The 25877-nt window shown below is 42.8% G+C and carries 24 protein-coding genes and 1 pseudogene; 7 read left to right on the plus strand and 18 right to left on the minus strand.

Features of this window, described 5'->3' with window-relative positions; genetic code table 11:
* Positions 1-19: 19 nt before the first annotated feature.
* The 4 genes from ACRPI0_RS13745 to ACRPI0_RS13760 all read right to left on the minus strand — a co-directional run bounded on the left by ACRPI0_RS13745 (position 20) and on the right by ACRPI0_RS13760 (position 3876).
* Entirely contained in the window at positions 20-781 is a 762-nt protein-coding gene (locus tag ACRPI0_RS13745) for an iron ABC transporter ATP-binding protein (protein ID WP_432353280.1), read from the minus strand.
* A complete protein-coding gene (locus ACRPI0_RS13750) occupies positions 778-1728 on the minus strand; it encodes an iron chelate uptake ABC transporter family permease subunit (RefSeq protein WP_432353282.1) in 951 nt (316 codons plus the stop codon). The genes ACRPI0_RS13745 and ACRPI0_RS13750 overlap by 4 nt, the downstream gene beginning before the upstream one ends.
* Positions 1721-2671, minus strand: coding sequence for an ABC transporter permease (locus ACRPI0_RS13755; RefSeq protein WP_432353284.1), 951 nt, complete (start codon positions 2669-2671; stop codon positions 1721-1723). Before ACRPI0_RS13755 ends, ACRPI0_RS13750 begins: the two co-directional genes overlap by 8 nt.
* Positions 2672-2964: 293 nt before the next feature.
* Positions 2965-3876, minus strand: coding sequence for a DUF6612 family protein (locus ACRPI0_RS13760; protein WP_432353286.1), 912 nt, complete (start codon positions 3874-3876; stop codon positions 2965-2967).
* A gap of 220 nt (positions 3877-4096) precedes the next feature.
* Here ACRPI0_RS13760 and ACRPI0_RS13765 point away from each other — a divergent pair, with 220 nt between their 5' ends.
* Positions 4097-5815 carry an ABC transporter ATP-binding protein gene (locus ACRPI0_RS13765; protein WP_432353288.1) on the plus strand — a complete coding sequence of 573 codons (1719 nt, stop codon included), beginning with the start codon at positions 4097-4099 and terminating at the stop codon, positions 5813-5815.
* Between the two features lie 95 nt (positions 5816-5910).
* On the opposite strand, the gene hflX is transcribed toward ACRPI0_RS13765, so the two are convergent.
* The 3 genes from hflX to putP all read right to left on the minus strand — a co-directional run bounded on the left by hflX (position 5911) and on the right by putP (position 9482).
* Entirely contained in the window at positions 5911-7194 is a 1284-nt protein-coding gene (gene hflX, locus ACRPI0_RS13770; protein ID WP_432353290.1) for a GTPase HflX, read from the minus strand.
* A gap of 26 nt (positions 7195-7220) precedes the next feature.
* Positions 7221-7907, minus strand: coding sequence for a VOC family protein (locus ACRPI0_RS13775; protein WP_432353292.1), 687 nt, complete (start codon positions 7905-7907; stop codon positions 7221-7223).
* A 90-nt stretch (positions 7908-7997) separates the two neighbouring features.
* A complete protein-coding gene (gene putP, locus ACRPI0_RS13780) occupies positions 7998-9482 on the minus strand; it encodes a sodium/proline symporter PutP (RefSeq protein ID WP_432353294.1) in 1485 nt (494 codons plus the stop codon).
* A gap of 161 nt (positions 9483-9643) precedes the next feature.
* Between putP and ACRPI0_RS13785 the strand changes: the two genes are divergently transcribed.
* Both ACRPI0_RS13785 and ACRPI0_RS13790 read left to right on the plus strand, forming a co-directional pair.
* A complete protein-coding gene (locus tag ACRPI0_RS13785; RefSeq protein ID WP_432353296.1) occupies positions 9644-10111 on the plus strand; it encodes a nucleoside deaminase in 468 nt (155 codons plus the stop codon).
* Between the two features lie 41 nt (positions 10112-10152).
* The gene (locus ACRPI0_RS13790; RefSeq protein WP_432353298.1) at positions 10153-10365 is read left to right on the plus strand and encodes a hypothetical protein; all 213 of its coding nucleotides are present in this window, start codon (positions 10153-10155) and stop codon (positions 10363-10365) included.
* A gap of 182 nt (positions 10366-10547) precedes the next feature.
* Here ACRPI0_RS13790 and ACRPI0_RS13795 read toward each other — a convergent pair.
* Both ACRPI0_RS13795 and ACRPI0_RS13800 read right to left on the minus strand, forming a co-directional pair.
* A pseudogene (locus ACRPI0_RS13795) lies at positions 10548-12096 on the minus strand (AMP-binding protein).
* Positions 12097-12232: 136 nt separating this feature from the next.
* Entirely contained in the window at positions 12233-13792 is a 1560-nt protein-coding gene (locus ACRPI0_RS13800) for an FMN-binding glutamate synthase family protein (RefSeq protein WP_432353300.1), read from the minus strand.
* Between the two features lie 73 nt (positions 13793-13865).
* Between ACRPI0_RS13800 and nfsA the strand changes: the two genes are divergently transcribed.
* Positions 13866-14597: an oxygen-insensitive NADPH nitroreductase gene (gene nfsA / locus ACRPI0_RS13805; protein ID WP_432353302.1), complete on the plus strand. Its 732-nt coding sequence runs from the start codon at positions 13866-13868 to the stop codon at positions 14595-14597.
* Between the two features lie 44 nt (positions 14598-14641).
* The gene (locus tag ACRPI0_RS13810) at positions 14642-15811 is read left to right on the plus strand and encodes a class I SAM-dependent methyltransferase (RefSeq protein WP_432353304.1); all 1170 of its coding nucleotides are present in this window, start codon (positions 14642-14644) and stop codon (positions 15809-15811) included.
* Positions 15812-15979: 168 nt separating this feature from the next.
* Here the strand turns inward: ACRPI0_RS13810 and ACRPI0_RS13815 are convergent, their stop codons facing one another.
* Positions 15980-17374 carry an L-cystine transporter gene (locus ACRPI0_RS13815; RefSeq protein ID WP_432353306.1) on the minus strand — a complete coding sequence of 465 codons (1395 nt, stop codon included), beginning with the start codon at positions 17372-17374 and terminating at the stop codon, positions 15980-15982.
* A 193-nt stretch (positions 17375-17567) separates the two neighbouring features.
* Here ACRPI0_RS13815 and ACRPI0_RS13820 point away from each other — a divergent pair, with 193 nt between their 5' ends.
* Positions 17568-18107 (plus strand): GNAT family N-acetyltransferase, encoded by a 540-nt coding sequence (locus ACRPI0_RS13820; protein ID WP_432353308.1) that lies wholly within the window; start codon positions 17568-17570, stop codon positions 18105-18107.
* Positions 18108-18144: 37 nt separating this feature from the next.
* Positions 18145-18738, plus strand: coding sequence for a hypothetical protein (locus ACRPI0_RS13825; protein ID WP_432353310.1), 594 nt, complete (start codon positions 18145-18147; stop codon positions 18736-18738).
* 68 nt (positions 18739-18806) lie between these two features.
* Here ACRPI0_RS13825 and ACRPI0_RS13830 read toward each other — a convergent pair whose 3' ends face one another.
* The 8 genes from ACRPI0_RS13830 to ACRPI0_RS13865 all read right to left on the minus strand — a co-directional run bounded on the left by ACRPI0_RS13830 (position 18807) and on the right by ACRPI0_RS13865 (position 25830).
* A complete protein-coding gene (locus ACRPI0_RS13830; RefSeq protein WP_432353312.1) occupies positions 18807-19382 on the minus strand; it encodes a hypothetical protein in 576 nt (191 codons plus the stop codon).
* 24 nt (positions 19383-19406) lie between these two features.
* Positions 19407-20066, minus strand: a complete 660-nt coding sequence (locus tag ACRPI0_RS13835) for a diphthine--ammonia ligase (protein WP_432353314.1) — start codon at positions 20064-20066, stop codon at positions 19407-19409.
* Positions 20067-20166: 100 nt separating this feature from the next.
* Complete coding sequence (locus ACRPI0_RS13840) at positions 20167-20721, minus strand: integrase (RefSeq protein ID WP_432353316.1); 555 nt, start codon at positions 20719-20721, stop codon at positions 20167-20169.
* A gap of 200 nt (positions 20722-20921) precedes the next feature.
* Positions 20922-21428, minus strand: coding sequence for a DinB family protein (locus tag ACRPI0_RS13845; RefSeq protein WP_432353318.1), 507 nt, complete (start codon positions 21426-21428; stop codon positions 20922-20924).
* Positions 21429-21711: 283 nt separating this feature from the next.
* Positions 21712-22221, minus strand: coding sequence for a PCYCGC motif-containing (lipo)protein (locus ACRPI0_RS13850; RefSeq protein WP_432353320.1), 510 nt, complete (start codon positions 22219-22221; stop codon positions 21712-21714).
* An 84-nt stretch (positions 22222-22305) separates the two neighbouring features.
* The gene (gene fumC / locus ACRPI0_RS13855) at positions 22306-23688 is read right to left on the minus strand and encodes a class II fumarate hydratase (RefSeq protein WP_432353322.1); all 1383 of its coding nucleotides are present in this window, start codon (positions 23686-23688) and stop codon (positions 22306-22308) included.
* Positions 23689-23819: 131 nt separating this feature from the next.
* On the minus strand, positions 23820-25142 hold the full coding sequence (locus tag ACRPI0_RS13860) for an ABC transporter permease (protein WP_432353324.1): 1323 nt from the start codon (positions 25140-25142) through the stop codon (positions 23820-23822).
* On the minus strand, positions 25132-25830 hold the full coding sequence (locus ACRPI0_RS13865) for an ABC transporter ATP-binding protein (protein ID WP_432353326.1): 699 nt from the start codon (positions 25828-25830) through the stop codon (positions 25132-25134). The genes ACRPI0_RS13860 and ACRPI0_RS13865 overlap by 11 nt, the downstream gene beginning before the upstream one ends.
* Positions 25831-25877: the final 47 nt, after the last annotated feature.

Below are 25877 nucleotides of genomic sequence, written 5' to 3' on the forward strand. Positions count from 1 at the left end.
TACATACCATCCTTTTGTTTTATGAGTTGAAGTACACACAGATGCGACAATCGTTCATCTGCTGAATCGGGATATCCATGTCATAGATTTCTCGAAGTGATTCAGAATTGATAATATCGTTAGTCGGGCCATCTTTCACGACGCGACCTTCTTTCAAAGCGACAATGCGATCTGAATAGACAGAAGCAAAGTTGATGTCGTGAAGAACAATGACGACGGTCTTTCCAAGTTCATCCACTAAACGGCGTAGAATCTTCATAATTTGGACGGAATGCTTCATATCCAAGTTATTCAAGGGTTCATCCAACAAAATGTAATCCGTGTCTTGGGCGATAACCATAGCGATGAACGCACGCTGGCGTTGACCACCGGATAATTCCTCCAAGTACTGGTGTTCCATACTCATCAGGTCCATGTAGTCGAGCGCTTGGTTCACAATTTGAATATCTTCTGCTTGAAGACGCCCTTTTGAGTGTGGGAAACGGCCAAAGGAAACTAGTTCCCGGATCGTTAACCGGACGTTCATGAAATTGGATTGCTTTAAGATTGATACGCGTTTAGAAAACTCATTGGATTTCATCTTTTTCACGTTGTTGTTATCGACGAGTACTTCACCTGTATCTGCATCTAGCAGCCGGCTTACCATGGATAATAGCGTCGATTTCCCTGCTCCGTTTGGTCCGATGAAAGAAGTAATCTTGCCTGGATGAATATCCACGCTCACTTTTTCAACGACTGCTTTGTTCCCATAGGCCTTTGTCAATTCTCGAACCTGGATCATGCAGATCGACTCTCCTTTAATAGTAAGTAGATGAAGTACGCACCGCCAACAAAGTTGATGATGACACTAAGTGTTGTTGAGAATGTAAAGACACGTTCTACTACCCATTGACCGCCCACTAGAGCAATGATACTCATGACAGATGCACCAGCAATCAGAATGGTGTGCTTATACGTTTTGAAAAACTGGTAGGACAGATTGGCAACGATCAGACCGAAAAAGGTGATAGGCCCGACAAGCGCAGTCGATATTGCGATAAGCACTGAAGATAAGATAAGCATCGTTTTAACAATCTTATCGTGATCGACCCCTAGGTTGATGGCGGTATCACGACCGAGGGACAATACGTCCAATTCACTGAACTTACGTCCGCCAATGAAGAGTGTGATGATTAGAATTCCAAGAGACCACCAAACGAGATCTCCGTTAATGTTATTGAAACTTGCGAACGACTTATCTTGCACGCGTAAGAATTCGTTCGGGTCAATTAAGACTTGTAGGAACGTTGAGATGCTCTGGAAGAACGTACCAACGATAATCCCTACGAGTAGCAAGAAGTAGATTGGGCGCTTTCCTGCTTTGAATAGAAACTGATACAGCAGTAAGGCGAATACCACCATTGCCACAACAGATAACACGAAGTTCACTTGCTTATTTACAATTGTGACGTGTGTGGAGCCCAAGAAAAAGATGAGCACCGTTTGTAACAAGATATACAAGGAATCGAGTCCCATAATACTTGGCGTCAAAATACGGTTGTGCGTAATGGTCTGGAAGATGACTGTCGAATAGGCAATTGCGACACCAGTAAGGGCCATCGCGACTACTTTGATTGCTCTACGGGGTAACGCATAGTCATAGCTTCCATTTAATCCTTGGAACAAATACAATCCACAGAATACGAGTGCAGCAATAGATAGTATGATTAGTTTCGTCCGGTTACGCATATACTTTCCTCCTAAACAGCATATAGAGGAAGATTGCGCTACCAATGACGCCTACCATCAAGCTGATTGAAATCTCATACGGATAAATGATCACCCGTCCGAGAATATCGCAAACTAGCAAGAAGATTGCACCTAGCATAGCTGTATGCGGTAATGTTTTCTCGAGATTGTCACCTTTAATGATAGAGACAATGTTCGGAATGATGAGTCCTAGGAAAGGGATAACCCCTACAGTCAGTACAACAGTGGTTGTAATGAGAGCAACGAGGATGAGCCCGATATTTACAATCCTCCGATAAGCAAGCCCCAAGTTCTTTGAGAAATCCTCACCCATTCCCGCAACCGTAAACCGGTTGGCGTAAAGATATGTGATGATGAGAACGGGAATACTTATGTATAGCAATTCGTAACGGCCTTTCATAATGAGGGAGAAATCTCCCTGAAGCCAGGCGGACATGTTTTGGATCACGTTCGCTTTGTATGCGAAAAATGTAGTAATTGACGATAGGATATTACCGAACATGAGACCGACAAGGGGGATAAAAATAGCGTCTTTGAATTTAACTTGGTCCAAAATTTTCATGAACAACAAGGTTCCACCTAGCGCAAAAGCAAATGCGACAAGCATCTTCTCAATTGTCGTTGTGTTCGTAAACAACAACATTGAAACGAGAATTCCAAGCTTTGCTGCATCCAATGTACCTGCCGTTGTCGGAGATACGAATTTGTTGCGACTGAGCTGTTGCATGATCAGACCCGTAATACTCATTCCTGCACCAGCGAGCAAAATCGCAAGTAATCTGGGCAACCGACTGATAAGAAAAATTTCTGTTTCCTCAGAGCGGAAGTCAAGCAGGTCTTTCGGTGTAATATGACTCACTCCCACGAACAAAGAAACTAGCGAGAGGAGGATAAGCGCAACGATCAAATAACGTTTCTTCATGAAGAACTCCGATATCTAGATATTTGCGGGCTCGATCCGTTTAAATGAAAACCGTTATCAGTTAGCCGCAAGTCCCATTATAGCAAATCCGAATTGGAAGTCAACAGATAACTGAAAATGATTCTCACTGTTTTGTAAACTCGACAGTAATGGGTTTTCATTGAGAATAAGGGTTATTCAGAGATCATAAAAGAGAGTTTGAAACAAAAAAATTAGCAGAAGGATAGCATGCGCTTTCCTCCCACCCGTTTTCATGTGTTCACTTATTGTTTGTTCAATTCACCTTGTTATGCTCACTCGCCAACTTTATTTCCGGACATATCATACGCATTGTTTCGCACTTCGTCCGGAATAACAATTCCTTCAAGCTCATTTATTTGGCTCATCGTAGCATTGATATCTTGTATTGAAACTGTTCGATAGCCAGCCATGTCCATGACTGCATCCAGGTTCATATCAAACGAATTCGTATAGTAGGTTTCTTTGTCAATATGAATTGTCATGTCAATCTTTTTCACTTCTACGTTTTCCATCGATTCCTCTTCGGCGCCCCCCCTTTCTTGATCACCCATTGCAGTTTGATTCATGAGTTCTTTCAAGAGTTCGCCGAATTCATCGCCTGTGGCAGATAAGTTCAATATATATTCGTCTTCGTGTTCTTCAAGTGTAAATTCTGATGTAAAGTCTTTGAATACTTCCAAGTCCATCATTGCATTGGAGCTGTCCATTCCAGCCAGAACCTCATCTTGCATTTCACTAGGTACAAGAATCCAGCCCCCTTCTAATTCTTGCATCTGAATGTATAGTTCGCCCCCTTCACCGTACATCTCGATAGCCATCGAATTCTCTGGATTGCCTTTCACTACCATTTTCTGGCGTAGTGACATTGGGTCAGTGACCATATCCATAGTTACGGTAATATCATTTTTCATACTTAAATTTTCATCACCAGTTGTCTTTAGATCTTGTTGAATCGTAAAATCTGCATGCATACTTTTGATTGATTTCGATGCTTCTAATGACTTTTGATAAACCTCCTGAGCCGTTAGCTCATCTTTTTCTACTACCTTGGTTGTAACCGTGTCAGTACCTGTATTTGTATTTGCCCCTGCCTCTGCTTCCGCATTCTTTTCTTCAGCTGCTCCACAAGCTCCAAGTGCTAGCACAAGCAAACCTACTGCAATCCCTTTTGCCCAATTTTTCATGAAATTATCTCCCTTTTATGAAATTTCGCTACACCTTAGCTTACGACAGTAATAGTATTCGGTTTCACCCATTTCCCAAAAAGTCTGAAAGTCCTCCTTTTTGTCCACACCCTATATTTCTAACAAAAGTACCGGGTAATAGAATATTCCGAGAGCTATGTCGAACTTTCCGATTAAACCATGTATACTAACACTAAAATTACAAATAAGGATGGGTTACATGATGAAGCAATTTTTCTCCTATTATAAACCGCACAAACGTCTTTTCATGATTGACTTTTCAAGTGCTGTATTCGTAGCATTACTCGAACTCGCATTTCCACTTGCCGTTCAAGGATTCATAGATATCCTCTTACCTTCACGTGACTGGGGTCGTATCACGACTATAGGAATATTGCTACTGGTCATCTATCTCTTTAGCACATTCCTTCAATATATCGTAAGTTACCTTGGACACAAATTAGGTATCAATATCGAGACGGATATGCGGGAGAAGCTATTCAATCATGTCCAAAAGCAGTCGTTCCGATTTTTCGACAACACGAAAACCGGTCATATAATGACGCGCATTACGACCGACCTATTTGATATCGGAGAACTTGCCCACCACGGACCAGAAGATGCTTTCATCGCAGTGATGACTATTCTAGGTGCGTTTGGACTCATGTATACCATCAATCCTGAACTGGCCCTTATCGCAATTGTCATGGTGCCTTTCCTGATCGTGCTCGTCGCATTTTGTAACAAAGCCATGAATTCCGCATGGCTCAATATGTACGGTAAAATTGCAGATGTGAACGGACGGGTAGAGGACTCCGTGTCGGGTTCACGCGTCGTTAAATCGTTTACGAACGAAAACTTCGAACTTGCGCGTTTCCGTAAAGACAACGGGAATTTCCGGACAGCGAAATTAGTAGCCTATAAAGTTATGGCTTGGGCGACTTCTTCCATTTATATGATGACTCGTCTCGTGACACTGGTAATTTTAGTGGTTGGGGCTTGGTTTACAATCCAAAACAAGCTATCTATTGGGGAACTCGTCAGCTTTATCCTATTCGTCAACATCCTCATTAAGCCGATTGATAAAATCAGTGCGTTGCTAGAGCTCTATCCGAAAGGGATGGCAGGATTCAGCAGATTTCAAGACTTATTGAACCAAGAACCTGAGATTCTTGATGCACCTGACGCAATAGAGGTTCCCCATTTAAAGGGGGATATCAAGTTATCTGATGTCACGTTCGGGTATGACGGGGGAAAGCCTGTCCTTAACAAGTTAAGTATTTCAATCCAATCTGGACAAACCATTGCGTTCGTCGGACCTTCAGGTGCAGGTAAGACAACGATTTGTTCATTGATTCCGCGCTTTTATGATGTCAATGAAGGCAAAATTACGATTGATGGAATTGACATCCGGGATATGAGTCAGCAATCATTACGCCGTCAAATCGGTATTGTTCAACAGGACGTTTTCTTATTCACAGGTACTGTTAAAGAAAATATTGCTTACGGAGACTTAACCGCTTCAGACGAAGCAATTTTCCAAGCTGCAAAGCGTGCTCATTTGGAAGAATTCATCGAAAATCTGCCTTATGGCTACGAAACACAAATCGGTGAACGTGGGTTGAAGTTATCTGGTGGTCAAAAACAGCGTCTCGCCATTGCACGGATGTTTTTAAAGAATCCGCCTATCCTCATTTTGGATGAAGCCACTTCTGCGCTAGATACGGAAACAGAGCGAATTATCCAAGAATCTCTTGCAGAACTGTCTGAGAATCGAACGACTTTAGTCATCGCCCACAGACTTGCTACTATTCGGGACGCGGATCGTATTGTTGTCGTGACTACTGAAGGTATCGCAGAAGATGGTGGCTATGCCGAACTCGTAAAACAAAATGGTATTTTTTCGAAATTACACGCGAATCAGTTTCAACAGGTTTAAGAATGAGAGGAGCGGGCATACTACTACTATCCCACCCCCTTTCTCTTATAGAAAAAAGAACGGCACTGCCACATTGGCGGTGCCGTTCTTTTTGGTTAATGGTTTACTATGAAGGCTTCAAGCTTTTTCCGCTCACGTTCATCGACTTCAACGATCATTAACGTTCCTTCCTCTTCGTATTCCGTTGTTTTCACATGAGTTTGCTCATTAAGATACGAAACCAAATCCCCACGATCAAACGGAATTAAAACTTTACACGTAATATGTTTTTCATATACTTTTTGTTCGATGAGCTGTACTAACTGATCAAGACCCTCACCCGTTTTTGCAGATAACCATATTTGGTCATCTTGGATACGAGGATACTCTATATCCTCTGCCAGGTCTGCTTTGTTGTACACATACAGTGTAGGCACGTCTTCTACACCTACTTCTTGCAACGTTTTGTTCGTAACGTCGATCATATGACGATATTCAGGATTCGATACATCTACAACGTGCAGAAGGAGATCTCCTTCTCTCGCTTCTTCCAATGTAGAGCGGAACGCCTTAACGAGATGGTGTGGAAGTTTTGCAACGAAGCCGACCGTATCTGTTAAGATGAACGGCTTTCGATCCACGAGCGTTACACTTCGGACGGATGTATCTAGCGTTGCAAACAGCATATCCTTTTCCATGACTGTCTTGGCATCATCGCCATCTGCCTCTGCTAAGATTTTATTCATAAGCGTTGATTTGCCCGCATTCGTATAGCCTACGATGGAGACGACAGGAGTGCCACTCCGTTTCCGTTGTTTCCTTTGAACATCCCGCTGTTGCTTCATACTCTCTAAGTCTCTTCGGAGTTTTGCAATCTGCTCCTCGATTTTACGACGGTCGAGCTCGAGTTTAGTCTCACCTGCACCTTTGTTTTGGAATCCACCGCCCGTACCCCCACCTTGCCGACCAAGGGAAGCTCGTAATCCAACAAGTCTTGGTAACGTATATTGCAATTCAGCTAGCTCCACTTGCATACGCGCTTCATGAGTTCTTGCTCTTCTCGCAAAGATATCTAAAATCAGCATCGTGCGGTCTATGATTTTCACTTCGAGATCTCGTTCTAGGTTACGTAGCTGAGAAGGAGATAGTTCATCATTGAAAATGATCAGATTCGCACCCGCTTCGTCTGCAAACAAGCGTACTTCTTCAATTTTCCCTTTACCTATATAGCCTGTCGGATGTTTACGCTCCAACTTTTGGACAACGCTACCGACGACTTCTACTCCGACTGCAGCAGCAAGATTACCAAGCTCTTCAAGCTCATAGGCGAAATGATCATCGTTTTGTTCTTCTACCCCAACTAAAATTGCGGTTTCTTTTAATAATTCCAGTTCATCCATCCAAACACCTTCTTCCCTATACACTATTAGTAAGCTTGCCCTGTGACGACAGTATGCATACGATTTCTCTTCTTAGAATCCGGTTTGAATCGCAAACGAATTCCTTCCAACATGAGACTAGTTTCATCGATTGGTTCTACGGCGAGCATGACACTCCATCGCGCAATTTCTTGTATCGGATCCTTACTGATCAGAACACACTCATGAATCCGATCGGAGTCACTCGACTCTGTAAAGGCTCCCTCTTCTCGCAATGCGTTACGACGAGTTTCTTCATCTTCTTCCCACTCGATGAAAAACGGGGCCGGTAAATCTGTATTATTTTGTTCATCGACAAATAGCATTTTCCACTTTTTAAGTTTTCCGGAAGAAGTTTCACGAGAGGCATCTAATACCCCTGAAGTGGACATACCTGCTTGTTGCAATCGCAGATTTAGCGCCTCTATGTTTTCAGTAGATACACAGAGCGTCCCCCATCCTTCTCCAAACATCGTTAAGTCATTTCGCAATTGTTTAACTAGCGGGTGTTGGGACATCTCTGCGATCGAACTATCTTCAATCGCTAGCCATTCAATGTATCCATTTTGTACATACTTTAATGCATTATACGTGCCCCATTGTTCATGTCTGCCACCAACAAAAGCACCTTCATATTCTGTAGCAATCTGTTCGGGTGTGCGCCTTGTAAACCATACGACATGATCCAGTTTCATAACCAGCCCCCCCTCTACTCTCCATCATACAACAGGTACGATAGGAAACCATGAAAAAAGCCGTCCAATGGAACTGGACGGCTCTCTGATTTAGCTATCGCGCTTAAGAAGATCGAGTGACTCTGTGAACTCGCGCTCGATTTCTTTGTTTTCTTTATACGTTGCAAGACTAACGAAATACGTAACAAGTAAACATACGATGAAACCAGGGATGATTTCATAGAGTGTACCTGAAAGTGAATCGATACTTCCCCAAACACCGACAACGATGGCTCCGGAAACCATTCCGAACAATGCCCCTTTTGCCGTTAGTTTACGCCAGTACAAAGATAAGAGAATGATTGGTCCAAACGCTCCACCGAAGCCTGCCCATGCAAATGAAACAAGTTTCAAGATCGAGTCGTTATTCGGCCAAGCAAGTACCATTGCAATTAGAGAGACAACAAGTACCGCCATACGACCAAGGAACACATATTGCTTATCCGTACCATCTGTTTTAATGATCGCTTTGTATAAATCTTCGATTAGAGCAGAAGACGTAACAATAAGCTGTGAAGAAATCGTACTCATAACTGCTGCTAGAACAGCTGCAAGCATGATTCCTGCAATGAATGGATGGAAAATAATCTGACCCAAAGCAATGAAGATTGTTTCAGAATCGACCAATTCCACTCCAGGGTTTTGTTGGTAGTATGCGATACCGACAAGTGCTGTCGCAACCGCACCAAGTAAGCTTAAAATCATCCAGCTAATACCGATACGACGTGCACTCTTCGTTTCTTTGACGGATTTGATCGCCATGAAACGTACGATAATATGCGGTTGACCAAAATAGCCTAGCCCCCATGCAACAGAGGAGATGACACCTAGAAGCGTAGCTCCTTTAACAAGGCTGAGCATATCCGGATTCACTTCACGAATTGAAGCAGTTGTCTCAGGTATTCCACCTGTAACAAACACTGCAACGGCAGGCACGAGTATTAGTGCTAAGAACATGATTAGCCCCTGCACGAAGTCAGTATAACTAACCGCGAGGAACCCACCGAATAAGGTATACCCCACTACTACGACAGAAACAATTATCAGTCCCATATGATAATCTAATCCAAATGAACTGAGGAAGAATTTACCGCCAGCAACCATTCCTGAAGAAACATAGAACGTAAAGAAGATAAGAATTATAATTCCAGAAGCAATTCTTAGTAGTCTAGACTTATCTTTCAAGCGATTCTCTAGAAAACTCGGAATTGTGATTGAATCATTTGTCACTTGGGTATATACACGAAGACGAGGTGCTACAAAGTACCAGTTTAAATAGGCTCCAGTTGTTAGACCGATAGCAATCCAGATTTCCGGTAATCCTTTATCGAAGATTGCACCTGGCAATCCAAGCAATAACCATCCAGACATATCCGCAGCACCAGCACTGAGTGCAGTAACTGCAGGCCCTAGTGAACGTCCACCTAACATATAATCCGTTAGATTAGATGTACGACGATACGCATACCAGCCGATAAACACCATAGCCGCCATGTAAAGAACAATCGAAATCAATTTATAACCATCAGTAGTCATAGTTCAGCCCCCTTATACTCTTATCTAGTTAACCGCAAACGCTTTCATAACTCTTTTCACGCGCGGTCAGATTTATTATAGGCAACTTTGTGTCATTGCGCCATACCTATTTTCGATTTATTACCCGGGAAATATCCACCATTCGACAAGGAGGAATTCAATTGGATCACGAACGTTTCTTAAATGATGCAATTCAGCTAGCAACAGATAGTGTATTACAAGGCGGTGGCCCTTACGGCGCGGTCATCGTACGAGACGGTGAAATCATTGCGAGTGGTGTCAATTCGGTCGAATTAGATCACGACCCATCAGCTCATGCAGAGTTGGTTGCAATCCGCGAAGCGTGTCGAGTAATCGCTTCAACGGACCTATCAGACACAATTTTGTATGCAAGCGGCGAACCATGCCCAATGTGCCTAGCAGCATCTTATCAAGCGAAGATCGGTGAAATTTATTATGCTTGCAGCAAAAAAGATGCAGCGGCAATCCTACAAAAACCGGATAACACGAAACACTTTTATAGTGATCAGGAAAAAGCAGGTGCATTACGGGACGTCCCATTCATTCACTTAGAAACCGCCCATAAATTAGAACCGTTTTACGCAGCGGCGAATCAACAATCTACCTGATTGTCAAACTACCTTCAATTTTAAGACAGGAGGTCTACTCAATGCATTGGACCAAAAATGATTATCCAGCTTCCTTCAAGAACGTAGGGACAGACGTTCGAAATAAAGCGATTGAAATTGTAAACACCTTATTACAGGAAGGATACGAAGACGGCCGTGCTATTTCGATTGGACTTTGCAAAGCACGTGAAACAATTGAAGGTAAATCAGAAAACCGTCCCCATTTCGAAGTTCGCCAACGTGATAATGACTGAATTTTAAAGAAACGAGGCACTTCTACAACTATTTATAAAGAAGATACAAAACAGGCATTGCTCAACAAAGCAAAAACATAAGTGACAGATCATGACGGTGTATTGACTACGTATCATGTAGATGTATCCAAAGAACAAACATTGTACGAATGAAACGCATGCCATGAATTGGCATGCGTTTCTTAAGAGTGAATTGCCTTTTGTTCGGACAGCTCACGTAATTTGAACTTTTGAATTTTGCCCGATGCTGTCATCGGATATGCTTCTGTAAATTCAATATAACGTGGGATTTTGTGATGCGAAATGGTTCCCTTACAAAACGTGCGAATGTCTGCCATATCTAGCTCAACGCCTTCTTTTGGAATAATCCAAGCCATCAGTTCCTCACCGTACTTTTCGTCAGGGACACCGACAACTTGAACATCTGAAACGCCAGGGTACGTATAGAGGAACTCTTCCACTTCACGCGGGTAAATATTTTCTCCTCCACGTATAACCATATCTTTCATACGCCCAGTAATGTCTAGATAACCGTATTCATCTAGTCTAGCAATATCGCCCGTATGCAACCAGCCGTGTGCAGAGTTCGCCTGACTCTCCGATTGGAAGTTCTTCGTTTGTAACAGGCTCGGTGATTTTCACTTCTACATGCGGATGTGGTTTACCAACAGTAGTAACACGTTTTTCAATCGGGTCATCTGTTTTCGTCTGTGAAATGACCGGGGAAGCTTCTGTCAATCCGTAGCAGATTGTAATTTCTGCAGCTCCCATCACTTCGATTGGACACGTAGATCCTACCATAATACCGGTCCGTAATGTAGATGTGTCGTATTCGCCAAAATCCGGATGATTCAATTCAGCTATGAACATCGTTGGGACACCATGCAATGCTGTGCATTTCTCGTCTTGAACCGCATGCAACACACGAGCAGGTTCAAATTGCTCGACGATTACCATCGTTGCACCGTGGGTGACGGCAGCTAGAGTTCCAAGAACGCACCCGAAACAATGGAAAAAGGGAACCGGAATACATAATCGATCCTCATTGGAAAGCTTCATCGTCTCTGCAATCATATTGCCGTTATTGACAACATTATTATGGGTCAACATAACGCCCTTCGGAAATCCTGTCGTTCCCGATGTATATTGAATGTTGATAACATCATCTGGATGAAGTGAGTTTCTACGTTGTTCGAATTCTTCATCCAACACCATTTCTTCGTGCCTTAAAAATTCAGACCAATTGTAGATGCCACACTCATTTTTCTCTGTCATTAATATAACGCGTTTTAAGTTCGGCAATGTCGGACAGTAAATATGAGCTCCATCGCATTCCCGTTGGGACGGACAAATGGAACGTAAAATTTCTAAGTAACTTGTGTTCTTGAATCCTTCGTCCAAAATCAGCGTAGTCGCTTCTGACTGTTGTAGTAAATATTGCAGTTCTGCTGCTTGATAATTCGTATTTACAGTTACAAGAACAGCGCCCATCTTTCCTGTAGCAAACTGACTGAGTAACCATTGCGGTTTTTTGTCTGACCAAATCGCAACGTGTTCCCCTTTTTGAATGCCAATGCCCATAAATGCCTTTGCCAGTCGATCGGTTTCTTCATCGAACTCCGCATAAGTTCGTCTTAAATCCCTTTCCGGGTACACGTACGCTTCGTTTTCCGGATATCGTATCGCTTGTTCCTTTAACACTTCTCCTACCGTCTTGTTTAGCAGCTCCATTTCTCCATCCTCCTATCTTATTGTTAGTTACCACTACACTATCGAAACTTTCTGACTGTAATGAATAATATTTTAATTACACACGATTCTTTCAAAAAATAAGCAGAGGCTTCATACGCCTCTGCTTACTAAACAATTATTCAATTGGAGTAACTCTACCTCGTTCATCTTTGTATAGGATATGATGTCTTTCTAACTTTGTTGGGGAATCCAATCCAGCTGCTGCTGCAATTCGGAAAAGTCCCTCTCGCATCGTCAAAATATAATTCGTCACACGATACTTTTTCTCTTCGACAACTAGGCCCCGCTGTAAATGTGGATCGGTCGTAGCGACTCCTGTCGGGCATTCGTTCGTATGGCAGCGTTGCGCCATAATACATCCGACAGAAATCATGAATCCTCTTGCAATTTGGACGAGATCAGCACCCATTGCAAGCGCAATTGCCGCTTTGTCTGGAGTTGTCATCTTGCCGGACGCAATGATCTTCACACGGTGACGTACTTCATATTTTCTTAATGCGTCATCTAGTATGATTAATGCGGAACGTATCGGAAGGCCAACTGAGTCCGCTAAGTCCTGATATGTCGCACCTGAACCTCCTTCAGACCCATCTACGGAGATAAAATCAGGTCCCTTTCCTGTTTCTTTCATATAAGAGGCTAATTCTTCTGCATCCGATATCCCTCCGATAACAATCTTTATACCTACGGGTTTTCCTGAATGATTTCGAATCTTTTCGATAAAGGAAAACATTGATGGGAAATCATCGAACTGATGGAAGCGGTTTGGACTGTTAATCGTTTTAAACGGTGTTACATTCCGGATTGCTGCAATCTCTTCCGTCACTTTCGACCCTTCAACGTGCCCGCCGCGCATTTTAGCACCTTGAGCCAGCTTTAGTTCAAATGCTCGAACTTTTGGATTCTCTGCTTTTTGTGTGAGGAGGTCCCAATCGAAATCTCCTTCGTTGGTCCGAAAACCGAATAGCCCTGAGCCGATTTGTGCGACAATGTCGGCATCTCCTGCTAAATGATGAGACGATAAGCCCCCTTCTCCAGTATTCATCCATGCACCTGTCGCCATTCCAATACCTTTAGATAGTGCGGTAATCGCATTTTCACCGAGTGCCCCGTAACTCATGGCTGATTGACCGAGTAAACTATGAACACGGAAAGGTTGTGCGCAATTCGGTCCAATAACAATTGCATCTTCGTCCGGTAATAACCATGGTTGTGCTGAGACGTCTTCGCGATGCTCACGTCGTGAAAACAATCCTTCACCATCTACTGTATAGCGCATAGTTTCAACTTTCCGATCATTGTCGACTCGCATTTCTTCATTTTGTTTTGTAAACATTGAATTTCTAATATAGTATCCCGCCGCATTAAAATCACGTTTAGAGCCAAATCCAATTACACTTTTCAAATACTTTCCCGGTAAAACCATATGCAAATAATCTTCTCGACTAAATGGCTTTCCTTCATTATCACTGTCGTATAAATACTGCCTGAATTCCGGCCCAACTTTTTCGATCATATAACGAATCCTACCGAGTATCGGATAGTTCCTTAAAATTGCATGTTGTTTCTGTTTCCTGTCAAATATGTATACGTAAAGTACTGCGACTATCGGTATTATGATTAATGCCACTATAATCAAGATAGTAGTTAATGATAGTTCCTCTATAAAGCTCATAAGCTCCACTCCTTTTCTCACGCCTCAAACTGGTGTAACATTAATCTCAATTACTAGTTGGAGGCGGTTCATAATGGTTATTGACTTACTAAAATCTCATGCGTCTGTGCGTTCCTATACAGACGAACAATTATCTAAAGAAACAGTAGTTGATTTAGTCTCTGCTGGACAACATGCTGCAAGTTCTCATTTTGTCCAAGCCTATTCCGTGATCCACGTGACCGATGTTGCCATACGTGAAAAACTAGGGGAGTTTTCTAAAAATCCTCATCAATTTAATGGAGCGGGTGCGGTGTTGGTATTCTGTGCAGACTTTCATCGATTGCAGACTGCTGCAGCTCTGCATGATCGATCCATCGACTTTTCGCATGCAGAAGCCCTGCTGGTCGGAACAATCGATGTAGCACTCTTCGCACAAAATATTGCAATCGCTGCTGAGTCAAAAGGTTACGGTATTTGCTATATCGGGGGCGTACGGAATAGCCCAGCTGAAATTAGCGAACTGCTTCATCTTCCGGAAGGCGTCGTTCCGATGTTTGGGATGACAATAGGCATTCCAGCCAATGTAAATGAAGTGAAACCTCGCTTACCAGTGGATGCGGTACTTCACGAAAATATGTATGATGCGAGCAACTATGATGAAGTTCTTCGTGAGTATGACGCTACAATGGCCACTTATTATGAAACTAGAAGCTCCAATCAGAAGTTTGCCGGCTGGACTGAACAAATGGCTGACTTTTTGCAATCCCCACAACGACCGTATATGAAACAATTTTTGAGAGAAAAAGGATTTAAGTTTGAATAAGCCATTCTTTCTTCCCTACCTCTCTTATAAAGGAGTCAAACCTCATGGAGTTTGAAAAAACGATAACCGATTTAGCGAAGCGTCTGACAGATGGGACGTTCATCCGCGCAACATTCAGTCAACCGCGTACAAAAGCAGATGGCTTGTTGCGTATTAAAGCAAAACCTATTGAATTAAAAGGTGAGCTTCACATTCAGTTTGAAGAACAGTTTGAACGTGTGTTGAACCACCATAATATTTCAGCTGCAGGCGTTGAGGTTTTTCTAACAAATGTATTCATGCGTTTTAAACAAGTTCAAGCCGAGTTTACAGGAGAAACTATTCAAATACAGCTAACTAAGAAGTTTAAAGTTTCCTGGAAATCGATTGTGACGGAAACAGCTCGTACTGCTGACTTATCACACAATCGAAAGAAAAATTATTTGCTAGAAGAGGGGACACCCTATCCATTTTTAATACGTCTTGGCGTACAGACTGCAGATGGAAAAGTTAAGAAACAGAAGCATGATAAGTTCAGACAAATTAATCGGTTCATTGAGTATATAGATGATGCGCTCGCTTATCTTCCGAAAGATCGTACAGTACGTATTCTAGATTTCGGTTCGGGTAAATCCTACTTAACGTTCGCTTTGTACCATTACCTTCATATTGAAAAGGGACTCGATATTCACGTGACGGGACTCGATTTGAAGAAAGAAGTTATTGAGGACTGCTCTGAGATTGCACGCGATCTCGGGTATAATCGATTGGAATTTTTAGTTGGGGATATTAATGATTATGAGGATGAAACCTCTGTCGATATGGTAGTTACGTTACACGCGTGTGATACAGCAACCGATATGGCACTCGCACGTGCAGTTCGATGGGGCGCTCGCGTAATTTTAAGTGTTCCGTGTTGTCAGCATGAATTGTTTAGCCAGATCCAATCCCCTGCACTTGATGTAATGTTGCAGCATGGCCTTGTAAAAGAACGTTTCTCTGCCCTAGCAACAGATTCGTTGCGTGCAGAACTTTTGACACTCGTTGGATACGAAACACAGTTATTGGAGTTTATCGATATGGCGCACACTCCGAAAAACATTCTAATCCGTGCGTATCATACAGGTAAGGAGCCTTCTAAGGAATCGGTTGAGCGGTATAAAGCGTTCCGTAATCTATTGAATGCGAAACCATTTTTGGAGAAGGAATTGAAGTTGGATGTATTAAGTGATTGATTGAGATGAGGGCACCTGCGGTTGCAGGTGCTTTTTTGTGGGGATTTTTGTGGTTGCTTGAGCGGATTTGTCTATGAAGTTGGCGGGTTGCTTAACGTAATGGGCGAGTTTCCCTTGCGACCACAAAAAAACGACCGTGCTCCTAGATAGAGTACGGTCGTTACAAGATTATAGTTCAGAGACAGTTGTTTCGCGAGCCATGACTTCGTCATATTGAGCAACATCGAGCTCGCCTGTTACGCGTGCCGTTGTAACACCTGCAGTCATCGAACCACTGACGTTCAATGCAGTACGCCCCATGTCGATAAGTGGCTCGACGGAAATCAAAATCCCTGCAAGTGCGATTGGCAGATTCAACGCCGACAATACTAGGATTGCGGCGAATGTTGCGCCTCCCCCGACACCTGCAACACCGAACGAACTGATTGCAACAATTGCGATAAGCGTTAAGATGAATTGGGCATCAATCGGTTGGCCAACCGTTGGTGCAATCATCACGGCAAGCATCGCTGGATAAATGCCTGCACATCCGTTTTGCCCGATGGATAATCCGAACGAACCTGCGAAGTTCGCAATTCCGTCTGGCACCCCAAGTCGTGTCGTTTGTGTATTAAGCGTCAATGGTAACGTCCCCGCACTTGATCTTGATGAAAAAGCGAATAAGAGAGTATCTCCAGCCTTTTTCACATACGTGATTGGGTTCAACCCGCTCGCAGCAAGAATTACTAAGTGTACTAAGAACATAACAATCAGCGCGGCATATGAGGCCGCAACGAACTTACCGAGATTCACAATAGCTCCGTAATCAGATAGCGCAACAGTCCGCGCCATGATTGCGAGAATACCATAAGGTGTTAGACGTAAGACAATCTTTACTACCGCCATGATCAGTGCATACACAGCATCGATTCCTTTTTGCACAACCGCAGCCTGCTCAGGCTCTTTTCTACGGATTGTTAAAAATGCAAATCCTAAAAATGCAGCGAAGATTACAACGCCGATTGTCGATGTTGGTCGAGCTCCGGTGAAATCTAGGAATGGATTTGCTGGCAATAAGTCTAGCAACTGTTCAGGCAAAACTTTCTCCGAAACTCCTGCAGCTGTTTCTTCTAATGAGATACCACGTGAAATTTCCGCGTCCCCTTGTACGATCTGTTCAGCATCTAATCCGAACAAGAGCGAAGCCCCGATTCCAATCAGTGCAGCAATAGCTGTAGTTCCAATAAGCATTCCCAAAATCAAAGCCGCTTGTTTCCCGAATTTCTTTCCTGCGGCCACTTTCGTAAAGGCCGTCAAAATGGAAATGAAAACGAGTGGAACGACGATCATCTGTAAAAGCTTAATATAACCAGTGCCTATAATATTGAACCATGGGACGGATTGTTGAAGCGCGGTGGATTCTACACCATAGCTTACATGTAAAATAACGCCATATAAAACACCAAGACCCAATCCTGTAAATACTCGTTTTGAAAACGAAACGTGTTTGCGGTTCATCCAAAACAATATACCAGCTAAAAGAAGCAATCCTACGACATTTAACAAGACAAATCCTGTCTCCATCCCAACGTCCCCCTTTGTAAATAATCTATGATTTTATGACACACTTTATCTTATGTACTTAATTCCGATATGTCAACTAGGTATTAAGGAAAATATTTTCATTTAAACAGATTCCTTAATGGGTTTTCTATTCCATGCGTGTTGAAACTTTGCTACAATAAACAAAATCTAATGCGCCAATGGAGGGATTTCCATGTTTACATTGCCTGTTACAGAAACAATTTCATTAAAATTACTTGAGCAAGAAGATGCAGCAGAATTATTTTCTTTAGTGAATGAATCGCGTACCCATTTGCGGGAGTGGCTCCCTTGGGTGGACGGCGCACTTTCACCCGAAAGTTATCGCCCCGTCATTGAGATGTGGCTGAAACAATTCGCTGAACACAACGGTTTCCAAGTCGGGATTATGTTTAACGGAGAACTCGCTGGAATGATTGGCTTCCACAAGATTGATTGGATGAATAAAAATACGAGCTTGGGTTATTGGATTGGGGATCGGTTTCAAGGGGACGGGATTATGACTGCGTCCGTCCGCGCGATGATTGACTACGCATTCAATACGTACAGGTTGAATCGGATTGAGATTCGGTGTGGTGTGGAAAACGTAAAAAGTCGGGCAATCCCTGAACGTCTTGGTTTTCAACTTGAAGGTATTCAACGTGACGGAGAGTTTTTATACGACCACTTTCATGATCTCGCAGTCTACAGTACACTAGTACGCGATTGGAACTAAGACCGAACAGCTACTTCTCCCAAGAAGTAGCTTTTTTTTGCCCCTAATATTTGTAGGAATCATCGGCTTGGGTGGTCTCAGTTACTTTGTTGACACTAAATTGCTGTTCATTATCTTTTCCGTCATAGCAGGTGCTGGATTCGGTTTTGTATTGGGAGCACCTCTCACAGTACTCACTTCATATGCTGCCGGGACACAAAAAGGTTCTGCAATCGGAACGCTTTCAGTAGCTCGCCAATTAGGACTAACTATTTCTCAGACATCCTTTGCTGCCTTCATTCAAAGTGGATTTAGTAAAATCAGTACTATTATTCCACAGAAATTGAATGAGCATGGGATTGATGAAAGCCAACTTCCAGAAGGTGCACTGGATGAATTAGCTGGCAGCAGTTATGGAGATTTGCAAGCTAAAATCGATAACATCCCTTCACCTGAAGTGCGGGATGCGTTGCACGAAGCATTCCAACAAGCAGCACACTCTGCATATGCACCTATCTATTTAACGATAGCTATTATGGCGTTTCTCATTATCGTAATTTCTGTTGTGTTCCGTAACCAATTTAAACAAGATGAGATTGATAGTGACGCACTAGATGAACAGGAGGAGTCCGCTACTACAAAGGACTACTAATACGTTCAAAAAAGCCGTTCAGGAACCTGCCTGAACGGCTTTTTTAACAATTGTCTACTCACTCCTAATTATTCAATCCACTCTGCCTTTAAAAGGAGGCATCGATCGTAGGTTTGCAGTTGTTGTAACGCATTTTCGTCGCTCATGCTAAATGTTTGGACTCTTCCACTTAAAGAGACGATGTAGTACGCAAGGTACGAGATTTCCCCTTTTTTTAAAGTGAGTTCTTTCTCAAATGCTGGCATCAAGGTAGATCCACCTGGCATTCCTTCAAGCTCTGGTTGTAAACGTTCGCCTGGAGAGCTGAACAGAATTCGTTCGAGTGTATGATCTTCTGTCTGCTCAACACCAAAACCGATATACGGTACTTGTTGTTCTCCTGAACCATTCCACACGATTTCCGCAAGTGTTCCTACATACTCTCCCTGCTCGTATTGCTCAATAGAGAATTGAATACTCTTACCAGCTGGCAGCGTGTCTTTAGAAGTGAAATGCAAGGCTTCCATCCCACCTGCACTGTAAATTAACTGCCGTTCATCGTCTGTCAGTATTCTTTGTGTCAACGTGATCGATTTTCCTCCAATGCATCCCGCTAACAACAAGGTTGCTATTAACCATAACCCCGCAACACCTAACCGTTTCACACGCATCCCCTTTGTTTGTCAGCGTTATCCGACGATGTCCGTCGGTAGAAAGACGTAGTTTTCTTTTTCTAGAGGTTCTCCAAATATAAGAGGTACCCGATTAGTAAAAATCGGTCCGTCAGCTACGACGGTATGGAATTCTCCAGATTCCCCACAACTGTCAATTCCGAGCTCTTCAAGTTCATTCATTAATTCAATCGTAAATCGCTGTCCAAGAAAATGTTTCGGCATCCGACTTGTGTCGACTACAATAATATACGCTTCAAATCCTGCAGCAATGAATTCTTCCAGCAATTGGCGTCTCGGGATGAGCCATAGTGGATGCCACGCATGCATGCCTGCTTGTTCACAGGCTTGTTGTACCCAAGTGCGATGATCCTCTAAATCGATATCTCCAAAGACACCGTATTCAATGCCTAATGCTGTGGAATCTTTCATTGCATCAATAAATTCTTTTTCATATGTTTTCCAAGACGCTTGCCGCTTCATGAATGGTGCGTCCATCCGCTTTGCTTGTGCTTGGATCACAGATTCTGGCAACGCATGGGATCGAGAGCGATCTGCTTCCTCTTCAAACATCGTCCATACTCTTGCAAGCTCCCCTCCATTTTGCACCGCTTTATAGACGGCCATTGCAGAGTCTTTCCCGCCACTCCAAGAAGCTGTAAATGTACGTTTAGTCATAAAATTCCCCTTTCACGGTTTTCATTGCACAAAGTATATCAGATAGCTTCCTAATAAGAGAACCCCTCTATCTAAATTCTAGATAGAGGGGTTCGGTTTCCTATTTGTCGATTGCGGGTTCGGCCGCTACCAGTCCTTCATAGACGGTACTATCTTGCAAAAAGAGTTCTTTATAAGTCGCGAGTCCATGTTTTTTCATCTGTTCCATCTGCCCAGCACTTACTATACGGCACATATCATTTAGACGTTCGGCGTGTGCCCAAGCTGTCTCTTCAAACTGATAATCACGATCGTTTTCATCTATTACTTTTTTTAGAAGTTCAGTTTCCCCATACAATTCTTGACGACTATATGTTTTTTTTAGCGCAATAACTTCTAGTGTACCAGGTAGCGATTCCATAAGAGCCTGCCGATCCAGTGCATGCCCTAGTTCATGGAGCGTTAACGCTTGAATGTAATCAGGTAGCGAAATTTCGTTTTCCATTTCAGCTCTTGCAACGTGCAGTCGTTCACTGTCTACTAGGACACAATTTTCGATAAAGTCATACATCATATTAACGCCTGTCTTCTTCTGAACAACATTTATCTCCATATTAACAGTAGCTATCGTTTCACAGATTATCGTTTCAATATCCTCTTTGAACTGGTCTTTCATTCTCTACCCTTACTCTCTTTATATAGATCCCTGTTCTATGCGTGAAAGGGTGTGAATAGTTTATAACGGCTTTCATCGTTTAGCAAGACTATACGAAACTCACCAATAATTCATCACAATTCACATTTATAAACAGCACAAAAAAGCTGTTCAGAAACCTAGGATTGCTAGACTTCTGAACAGACATTTTTTATCCACAATTAAATTGCTTTCTTCAGCTGTAACGATTCTATCGTATCGCGTAATTGTTTCAAGTGGCGCTTTTCATGTAATCCTACAAACGGGAACCATTGACATAATGGAATTTGTCCAAAAATCGGATGCTTACATGATTTAGTCATCAGTGCTACTTTGTTGCTGCTGTCATAGACATCCAGCAAGTACAACCGTGAAGTGTGGAGCTCTTGTTTCATCTCACATAGCGTCTTAAATGTATCCGAAGGAACTGTTCGTCCTGGGGCTTCTACTTTAATGATGCGGTTCGTTGAAATGGAAATCGGTTTCTTCATTGCTTTTGGGCTCTTGGGATTTTTAAGTTCCTTTGAAACATTTGAAGCAATAAGTGATTCCATGAGCGAGAGATGCTCGAGGATTTGTTTCGGTGACCAACCACCATCGGCAGGCTTCCGATTTAGTTCCTCATTAGTCAGTCCTTGGACTGCTTGTAAAATCTTTTTGCGTATTTTGTTATTTCCTTCAAAAACCATAGTACCCCTCCTACGCAGAATTCACGTCTGCATTCTCTCTAAAATCTATTTGAACTATACGCTCATCTTCATGAAAAAGGAACCCTATTTTTCACTGTCAGAATAGTAAATGTCTATCCCTTTTATAGCTCATCTGACACCGATCATAGACCACCTAACAGAAGAATACAACCTTTATAGGTTAAGCCTAGTATGAAAGGGTTTTTGGATGTTTTCATATGTGCAGAAATGAGAGATTTCCACTAAAAAAACAGGCTCTCTTTAGAGAACCTGTTTCGTCATTTTATGACGGCATTGGCGTGTCTGTTGGGCGCGCATAGCCTTCTTTGTAATTTGCATCAATTGTTTTGCGAATTTCTTTCAATGACTTGCCTTCTTGCGCCATCGTAACTGACTTGACTGCAATTTCTACACAGACGTCACAACGTGTGCCGTGGTCATCCCAAACGATAGATCCATCTTTGCGGATTTCATCTACAAAACAGTTCAAGTTGCTATTATGATCTGCACTATCTGCACATCCACAGTAGCAGGGCATGTACTTTAAAATATCTTCTGCATTTCCTGCCACTTGATAAACAAGTTGAAGGTTCTCAGGTTTGTCATCAAGAAATGCAGGCAATTCTTCTGCAGATGCTGTAACTTGCTGTAAATCCCCATTTGGAAGTTGTTTTTCGTCACCTACGGCTAGCGCGGAAGTATCATCATGGTGCTGTTCAGTTGTTGTTTTCCCACCACATGCAGCGAGCACGAGGACAAGTATTGCTAAGATCGGCATGAGACGTGTTTTCATGGACATGTCGACTCCTTTTCTAATAGGCTGTAAATTCAGCATACAGGATTCCTTGTCTTCGTGCCGTTACAATATTGTGGCAACTTAAAGACCAGTCATTTTAGAAGGATCAACCCACTCGTCGAACTGCTCTTCTGTTAGTAATCCTGTTTTTAAAGCCGCTTGTTTTAATGTAGTTCCTTCTTTGTGTGCTGCTTTTGCAATTTTCGCTGCATTCTCGTATCCAATATGCGGATTAAGTGCCGTTACAAGCATGAGTGAATTTTTCACTTTGTTATCGATTTCTTCGCGGTTTGGTTCTATTCCCACGGCACAATTATCGTTAAAGCTGATCATTCCATCTGCTAATAGTTTCGCTGTTTGCAAGAAATTGAAGATGATGACTGGCTTATAAACGTTGAGTTCGAAGTTTCCTTGGCTTGCTGCGAAACCAATTGTTGCATCGTTCCCCATGACTTGCGCCACAACCATTGTCAATGCTTCACTTTGTGTCGGATTCACTTTACCTGGCATGATTGAGCTACCAGGCTCGTTTTCAGGAATCGTAATCTCACCAATACCTGAACGTGGACCGCTTGCAAGCCATCGTACGTCATTTGCAATCTTCATTAGATCTGCTGCTAATGCTTTCATCGCTCCATGTGTGTAAACGACTTCGTCATAACTTGTAAGTGCATGGAATTTGTTTTCAGCAGATGTGAAATCAATTCCAACAGACTTCGAAATTTCTTCTGCCACTTTGTCACCAAAGCCTTTTGGTGCATTCAAGCCTGTACCGACAGCCGTTCCGCCGATAGCAAGTTCTTTCATCGATTCAACGCTCTCTTTTAGCATCTTCTCTGTTTTCACAAGCATATGATGCCAACCACTCATCTCTTGTCCGAGAGTAAGTGGAGTCGCGTCCTGCAAGTGTGTACGACCAATTTTAATAATATCCATAAACGCTTCAGACTTATCGCCTAGCGTTGTTTTTAGTTTTTCAAGTGCAGGGAGCAGTTCACGTTCCACTGAAATTACGCCAGACACGTGAAGCGCTGTCGGGAACGTATCGTTTGAACTTTGTGACTTGTTGACGTCATCATTCGGGTGCAGACGCTCTTCCTCGCCCCACTCTTCAAGTAGCTGGTTACCGCGGTTTGCGAGTACTTCGTTCATATTCATGTTGGACTGTGTTCCACTTCCTGTTTGCCAAACGACGAGTGGGAAATGCTCATCCCATTTACCTTCTAATACTTCATTCGCCGCGGCTGAGATTGCTTTCATCTTCACCTCAGAAAGATTCCCGAACGCGTGACTCGCAATAGCTGCGGATTTCTTCAAGTGCGCAAAGGCTTGGATAACGCCAGTCGGAATACGCTCTCCACCAATTTTAAAGTTTTGTTTACTGCGTTGCGTTTGTGCGCCCCACAGTTTGTCCGCTGGGACTTGAATTTCACCAAATGTATCGTGTTCAATACGGTATTCCATCCTGAAAAACCCCTTTTCGCAATTAAATTGACTCTCTTCTAATCTATCATGCCGTAATTTGCTCGCAAAATCAAAGATATTTGAATTGATTGAACGAGAAAAAGATCCACTACAATGAGCGGATCTTCCTTTTACAATTCTTGACGTAGCGCATCTATGACATCAATTTGTGTTGCTTTACGTGCGGGTCTCCAACCTGAAATCATGGCCACACTAATACTAATGGCAGATGCAATGACCACAAGTTGCCACGGTATTATAGAGAACGTGACGTTCAGTTCACCGAAATCTTCTTCTCCAAGTGCCGCTCCAACGATGAGTGGCAAGATGTAGTTCGCAAGGAGGCTGATTGTATAAGAGAGGATAACTGCGATGACAGTTCCAATAATACCTATCCATGCACTTTCCAGTAAGAATAGTCGTTGAATCAATTTAGGCTTCGCACCGAGCGCTTTCATGACACCAATTTCACGTGTACGCTCTGTCACCGCCATCGTCATCGTATTGAAAATACCAATTGATGAAATTAAGATTGCGATGGTTCCAACGAAGATGAGTCCTGCTTTTAGCGCTAGGAAGAACACATCAATCTGTTCCAATTCTTCAGATATGGAATAGACAGAATAACCTTCGTCTTTTAGCAAAGTCGTGATGCCCTTTACATTTTGCAGTTCATCGGCGTAAACGTTCAGATTCAAATAGAAAAGCGAGTCTTCACTTTCTTCGGGCTTATGTCGGTCGTAAATGGCTTCCAGCTCTGGAATTAACGAAGCATCTGCATATAGTTTACCATCCGAGATAAAGTCTTTCGAAGGGGCCTTTGCAATTCCGACAATAGTCAGTTTAACCGGCTCTTTGTAAGATTCATTCGTTTCGTAGCTTCCGAATTCATAGGAAATTTCCTTGCCTAGTAACTCCCCTTCGTAGTGAGGTACTTCTAGTTCCGACTGTTCTTCTTCATTCAAATCAGTCCCTTGTTGCTGACTATGAAACTTTTCGACCTCTGATTCATTCATTAAATACGTAGAAAAGTCATATCCAACGACAATTTCAGATTTAGTCTTTGGTAATCGTCCTTCTTCTAAAGCGAATCCTGCCTTTTTTTCCTCTTCAAAGTCGGTAATGAGAAGACCGCCTGGACTCGTATACGTATCCAATGTAGTTTCCTGAGAAGCATTCACTTCTTGTCTAAGAACTACGGCTTTCACATGATCCAGTTTTTTCATCTTGTCCGCTTTCTCTATAGTTAGATCCGCGCTATGCACTTCCACTTGTGTTACAAGACGGTTATCGAGAATTTCCTTTTTCAATGTGTGTTGAATGCCGAAACCGACAGAAGCCAGGATGATGAGGAAAGCCGTTCCCATCGTTGCTGCCAAAATCGTCATGAAGACGCGAAGTTTATTCTTTTTAATGTGCTGACTGACAAAATCGAGCTGATCTTTAAATTGCATGATGCATACCTCCTGCTTTCAAAATGCCATCATGCATTTGATAAATCTCATCTGCAATCGAAGCAACTTCATCGTCATGCGTAATAATGACGAATGTAATTCCACGTGATTCGTTTAGCGAACGGATCAGTGCAAGTATCTCCTGTTCCGTTTCCGAGTCCAGACTGCCCGTCGGTTCATCCGCAAAAATGATTGGTGGATTTGTGATCAGAGCACGAGCGATACTGACACGCTGTTGCTGACCACCCGATAGCTCATTGGGGTAATGGTCTTGAACTTCTTTCAAACCGACGTGTTGAACAATTTGCTTCACGAGTTTCGTGCGTTCTGCTTTTGAGACTCCTTTAAGTTTTAAAGGGAGTTCAATGTTTTCGAATGTCGTGAGCCCAGGCATTAGTTGAAAGTTTTGGAAGATGAATCCGAATTGATCGAGGCGGAATTCTGCACTTTGGGTTTCAGTGAAGTCAGAAGTTACCGTCCCATTGACCGTAATTCGCCCGCTCTCAGGCTTCAGGAATCCAGCCATTATATGTAGCAGTGTCGATTTCCCGGATCCACTTCTACCAACGATGGAGATGATGGAACCCTTTTGTACGTTGAAAGAAAGGTCTTTCAAGACAGGGACAGGTCGCTCCTTCCCCTTTTTACCAATTTTGAATGAATGGTGAATATGTTCTACGTTAATCAATCTGACGTCCTCCTCTAACTTGCTGATACGTTTAGTATGACAGCCAA

It is taken from the genome of Sporosarcina sp. A2, from assembly GCF_050858885.1.
Taxonomy (GTDB): Bacteria; Bacillota; Bacilli; order Bacillales_A; family Planococcaceae; genus Sporosarcina.

Excerpts from the sequence above, each read along its gene's own strand:
- ACRPI0_RS13800 (WP_432353300.1), bottom strand. The coding sequence starts at position 13,792 with ATGAGCTTTATAGAGGAACTATCATTAACTACTATCTTGATTATAGTG.
- putP (WP_432353294.1), bottom strand. The coding sequence starts at position 9,482 with ATGACTACTGATGGTTATAAATTGATTTCGATTGTTCTTTACATGGCG.
- ACRPI0_RS13850 (WP_432353320.1), bottom strand. The coding sequence starts at position 22,221 with ATGAAAACACGTCTCATGCCGATCTTAGCAATACTTGTCCTCGTGCTC.
- ACRPI0_RS13745 (WP_432353280.1), bottom strand. The coding sequence starts at position 781 with ATGATCCAGGTTCGAGAATTGACAAAGGCCTATGGGAACAAAGCAGTC.
- ACRPI0_RS13750 (WP_432353282.1), bottom strand. The coding sequence starts at position 1,728 with ATGCGTAACCGGACGAAACTAATCATACTATCTATTGCTGCACTCGTA.
- ACRPI0_RS13760 (WP_432353286.1), bottom strand. The coding sequence starts at position 3,876 with ATGAAAAATTGGGCAAAAGGGATTGCAGTAGGTTTGCTTGTGCTAGCA.
- fumC (WP_432353322.1), bottom strand. The coding sequence starts at position 23,688 with ATGGAATACCGTATTGAACACGATACATTTGGTGAAATTCAAGTCCCA.
- ACRPI0_RS13765 (WP_432353288.1), top strand. The coding sequence starts at position 4,097 with ATGATGAAGCAATTTTTCTCCTATTATAAACCGCACAAACGTCTTTTC.
- ACRPI0_RS13845 (WP_432353318.1), bottom strand. The coding sequence starts at position 21,428 with ATGGTTTTTGAAGGAAATAACAAAATACGCAAAAAGATTTTACAAGCA.
- ACRPI0_RS13835 (WP_432353314.1), bottom strand. The coding sequence starts at position 20,066 with ATGACTAAACGTACATTTACAGCTTCTTGGAGTGGCGGGAAAGACTCT.
- ACRPI0_RS13820 (WP_432353308.1), top strand. The coding sequence starts at position 17,568 with ATGTTTACATTGCCTGTTACAGAAACAATTTCATTAAAATTACTTGAG.
- ACRPI0_RS13815 (WP_432353306.1), bottom strand. The coding sequence starts at position 17,374 with ATGGAGACAGGATTTGTCTTGTTAAATGTCGTAGGATTGCTTCTTTTA.
- ACRPI0_RS13755 (WP_432353284.1), bottom strand. The coding sequence starts at position 2,671 with ATGAAGAAACGTTATTTGATCGTTGCGCTTATCCTCCTCTCGCTAGTT.
- hflX (WP_432353290.1), bottom strand. The coding sequence starts at position 7,194 with ATGGATGAACTGGAATTATTAAAAGAAACCGCAATTTTAGTTGGGGTA.
- nfsA (WP_432353302.1), top strand. The coding sequence starts at position 13,866 with ATGGTTATTGACTTACTAAAATCTCATGCGTCTGTGCGTTCCTATACA.
- ACRPI0_RS13840 (WP_432353316.1), bottom strand. The coding sequence starts at position 20,721 with ATGAAAGACCAGTTCAAAGAGGATATTGAAACGATAATCTGTGAAACG.
- ACRPI0_RS13810 (WP_432353304.1), top strand. The coding sequence starts at position 14,642 with ATGGAGTTTGAAAAAACGATAACCGATTTAGCGAAGCGTCTGACAGAT.
- ACRPI0_RS13860 (WP_432353324.1), bottom strand. The coding sequence starts at position 25,142 with ATGCAATTTAAAGATCAGCTCGATTTTGTCAGTCAGCACATTAAAAAG.
- ACRPI0_RS13775 (WP_432353292.1), bottom strand. The coding sequence starts at position 7,907 with ATGAAACTGGATCATGTCGTATGGTTTACAAGGCGCACACCCGAACAG.
- ACRPI0_RS13790 (WP_432353298.1), top strand. The coding sequence starts at position 10,153 with ATGCATTGGACCAAAAATGATTATCCAGCTTCCTTCAAGAACGTAGGG.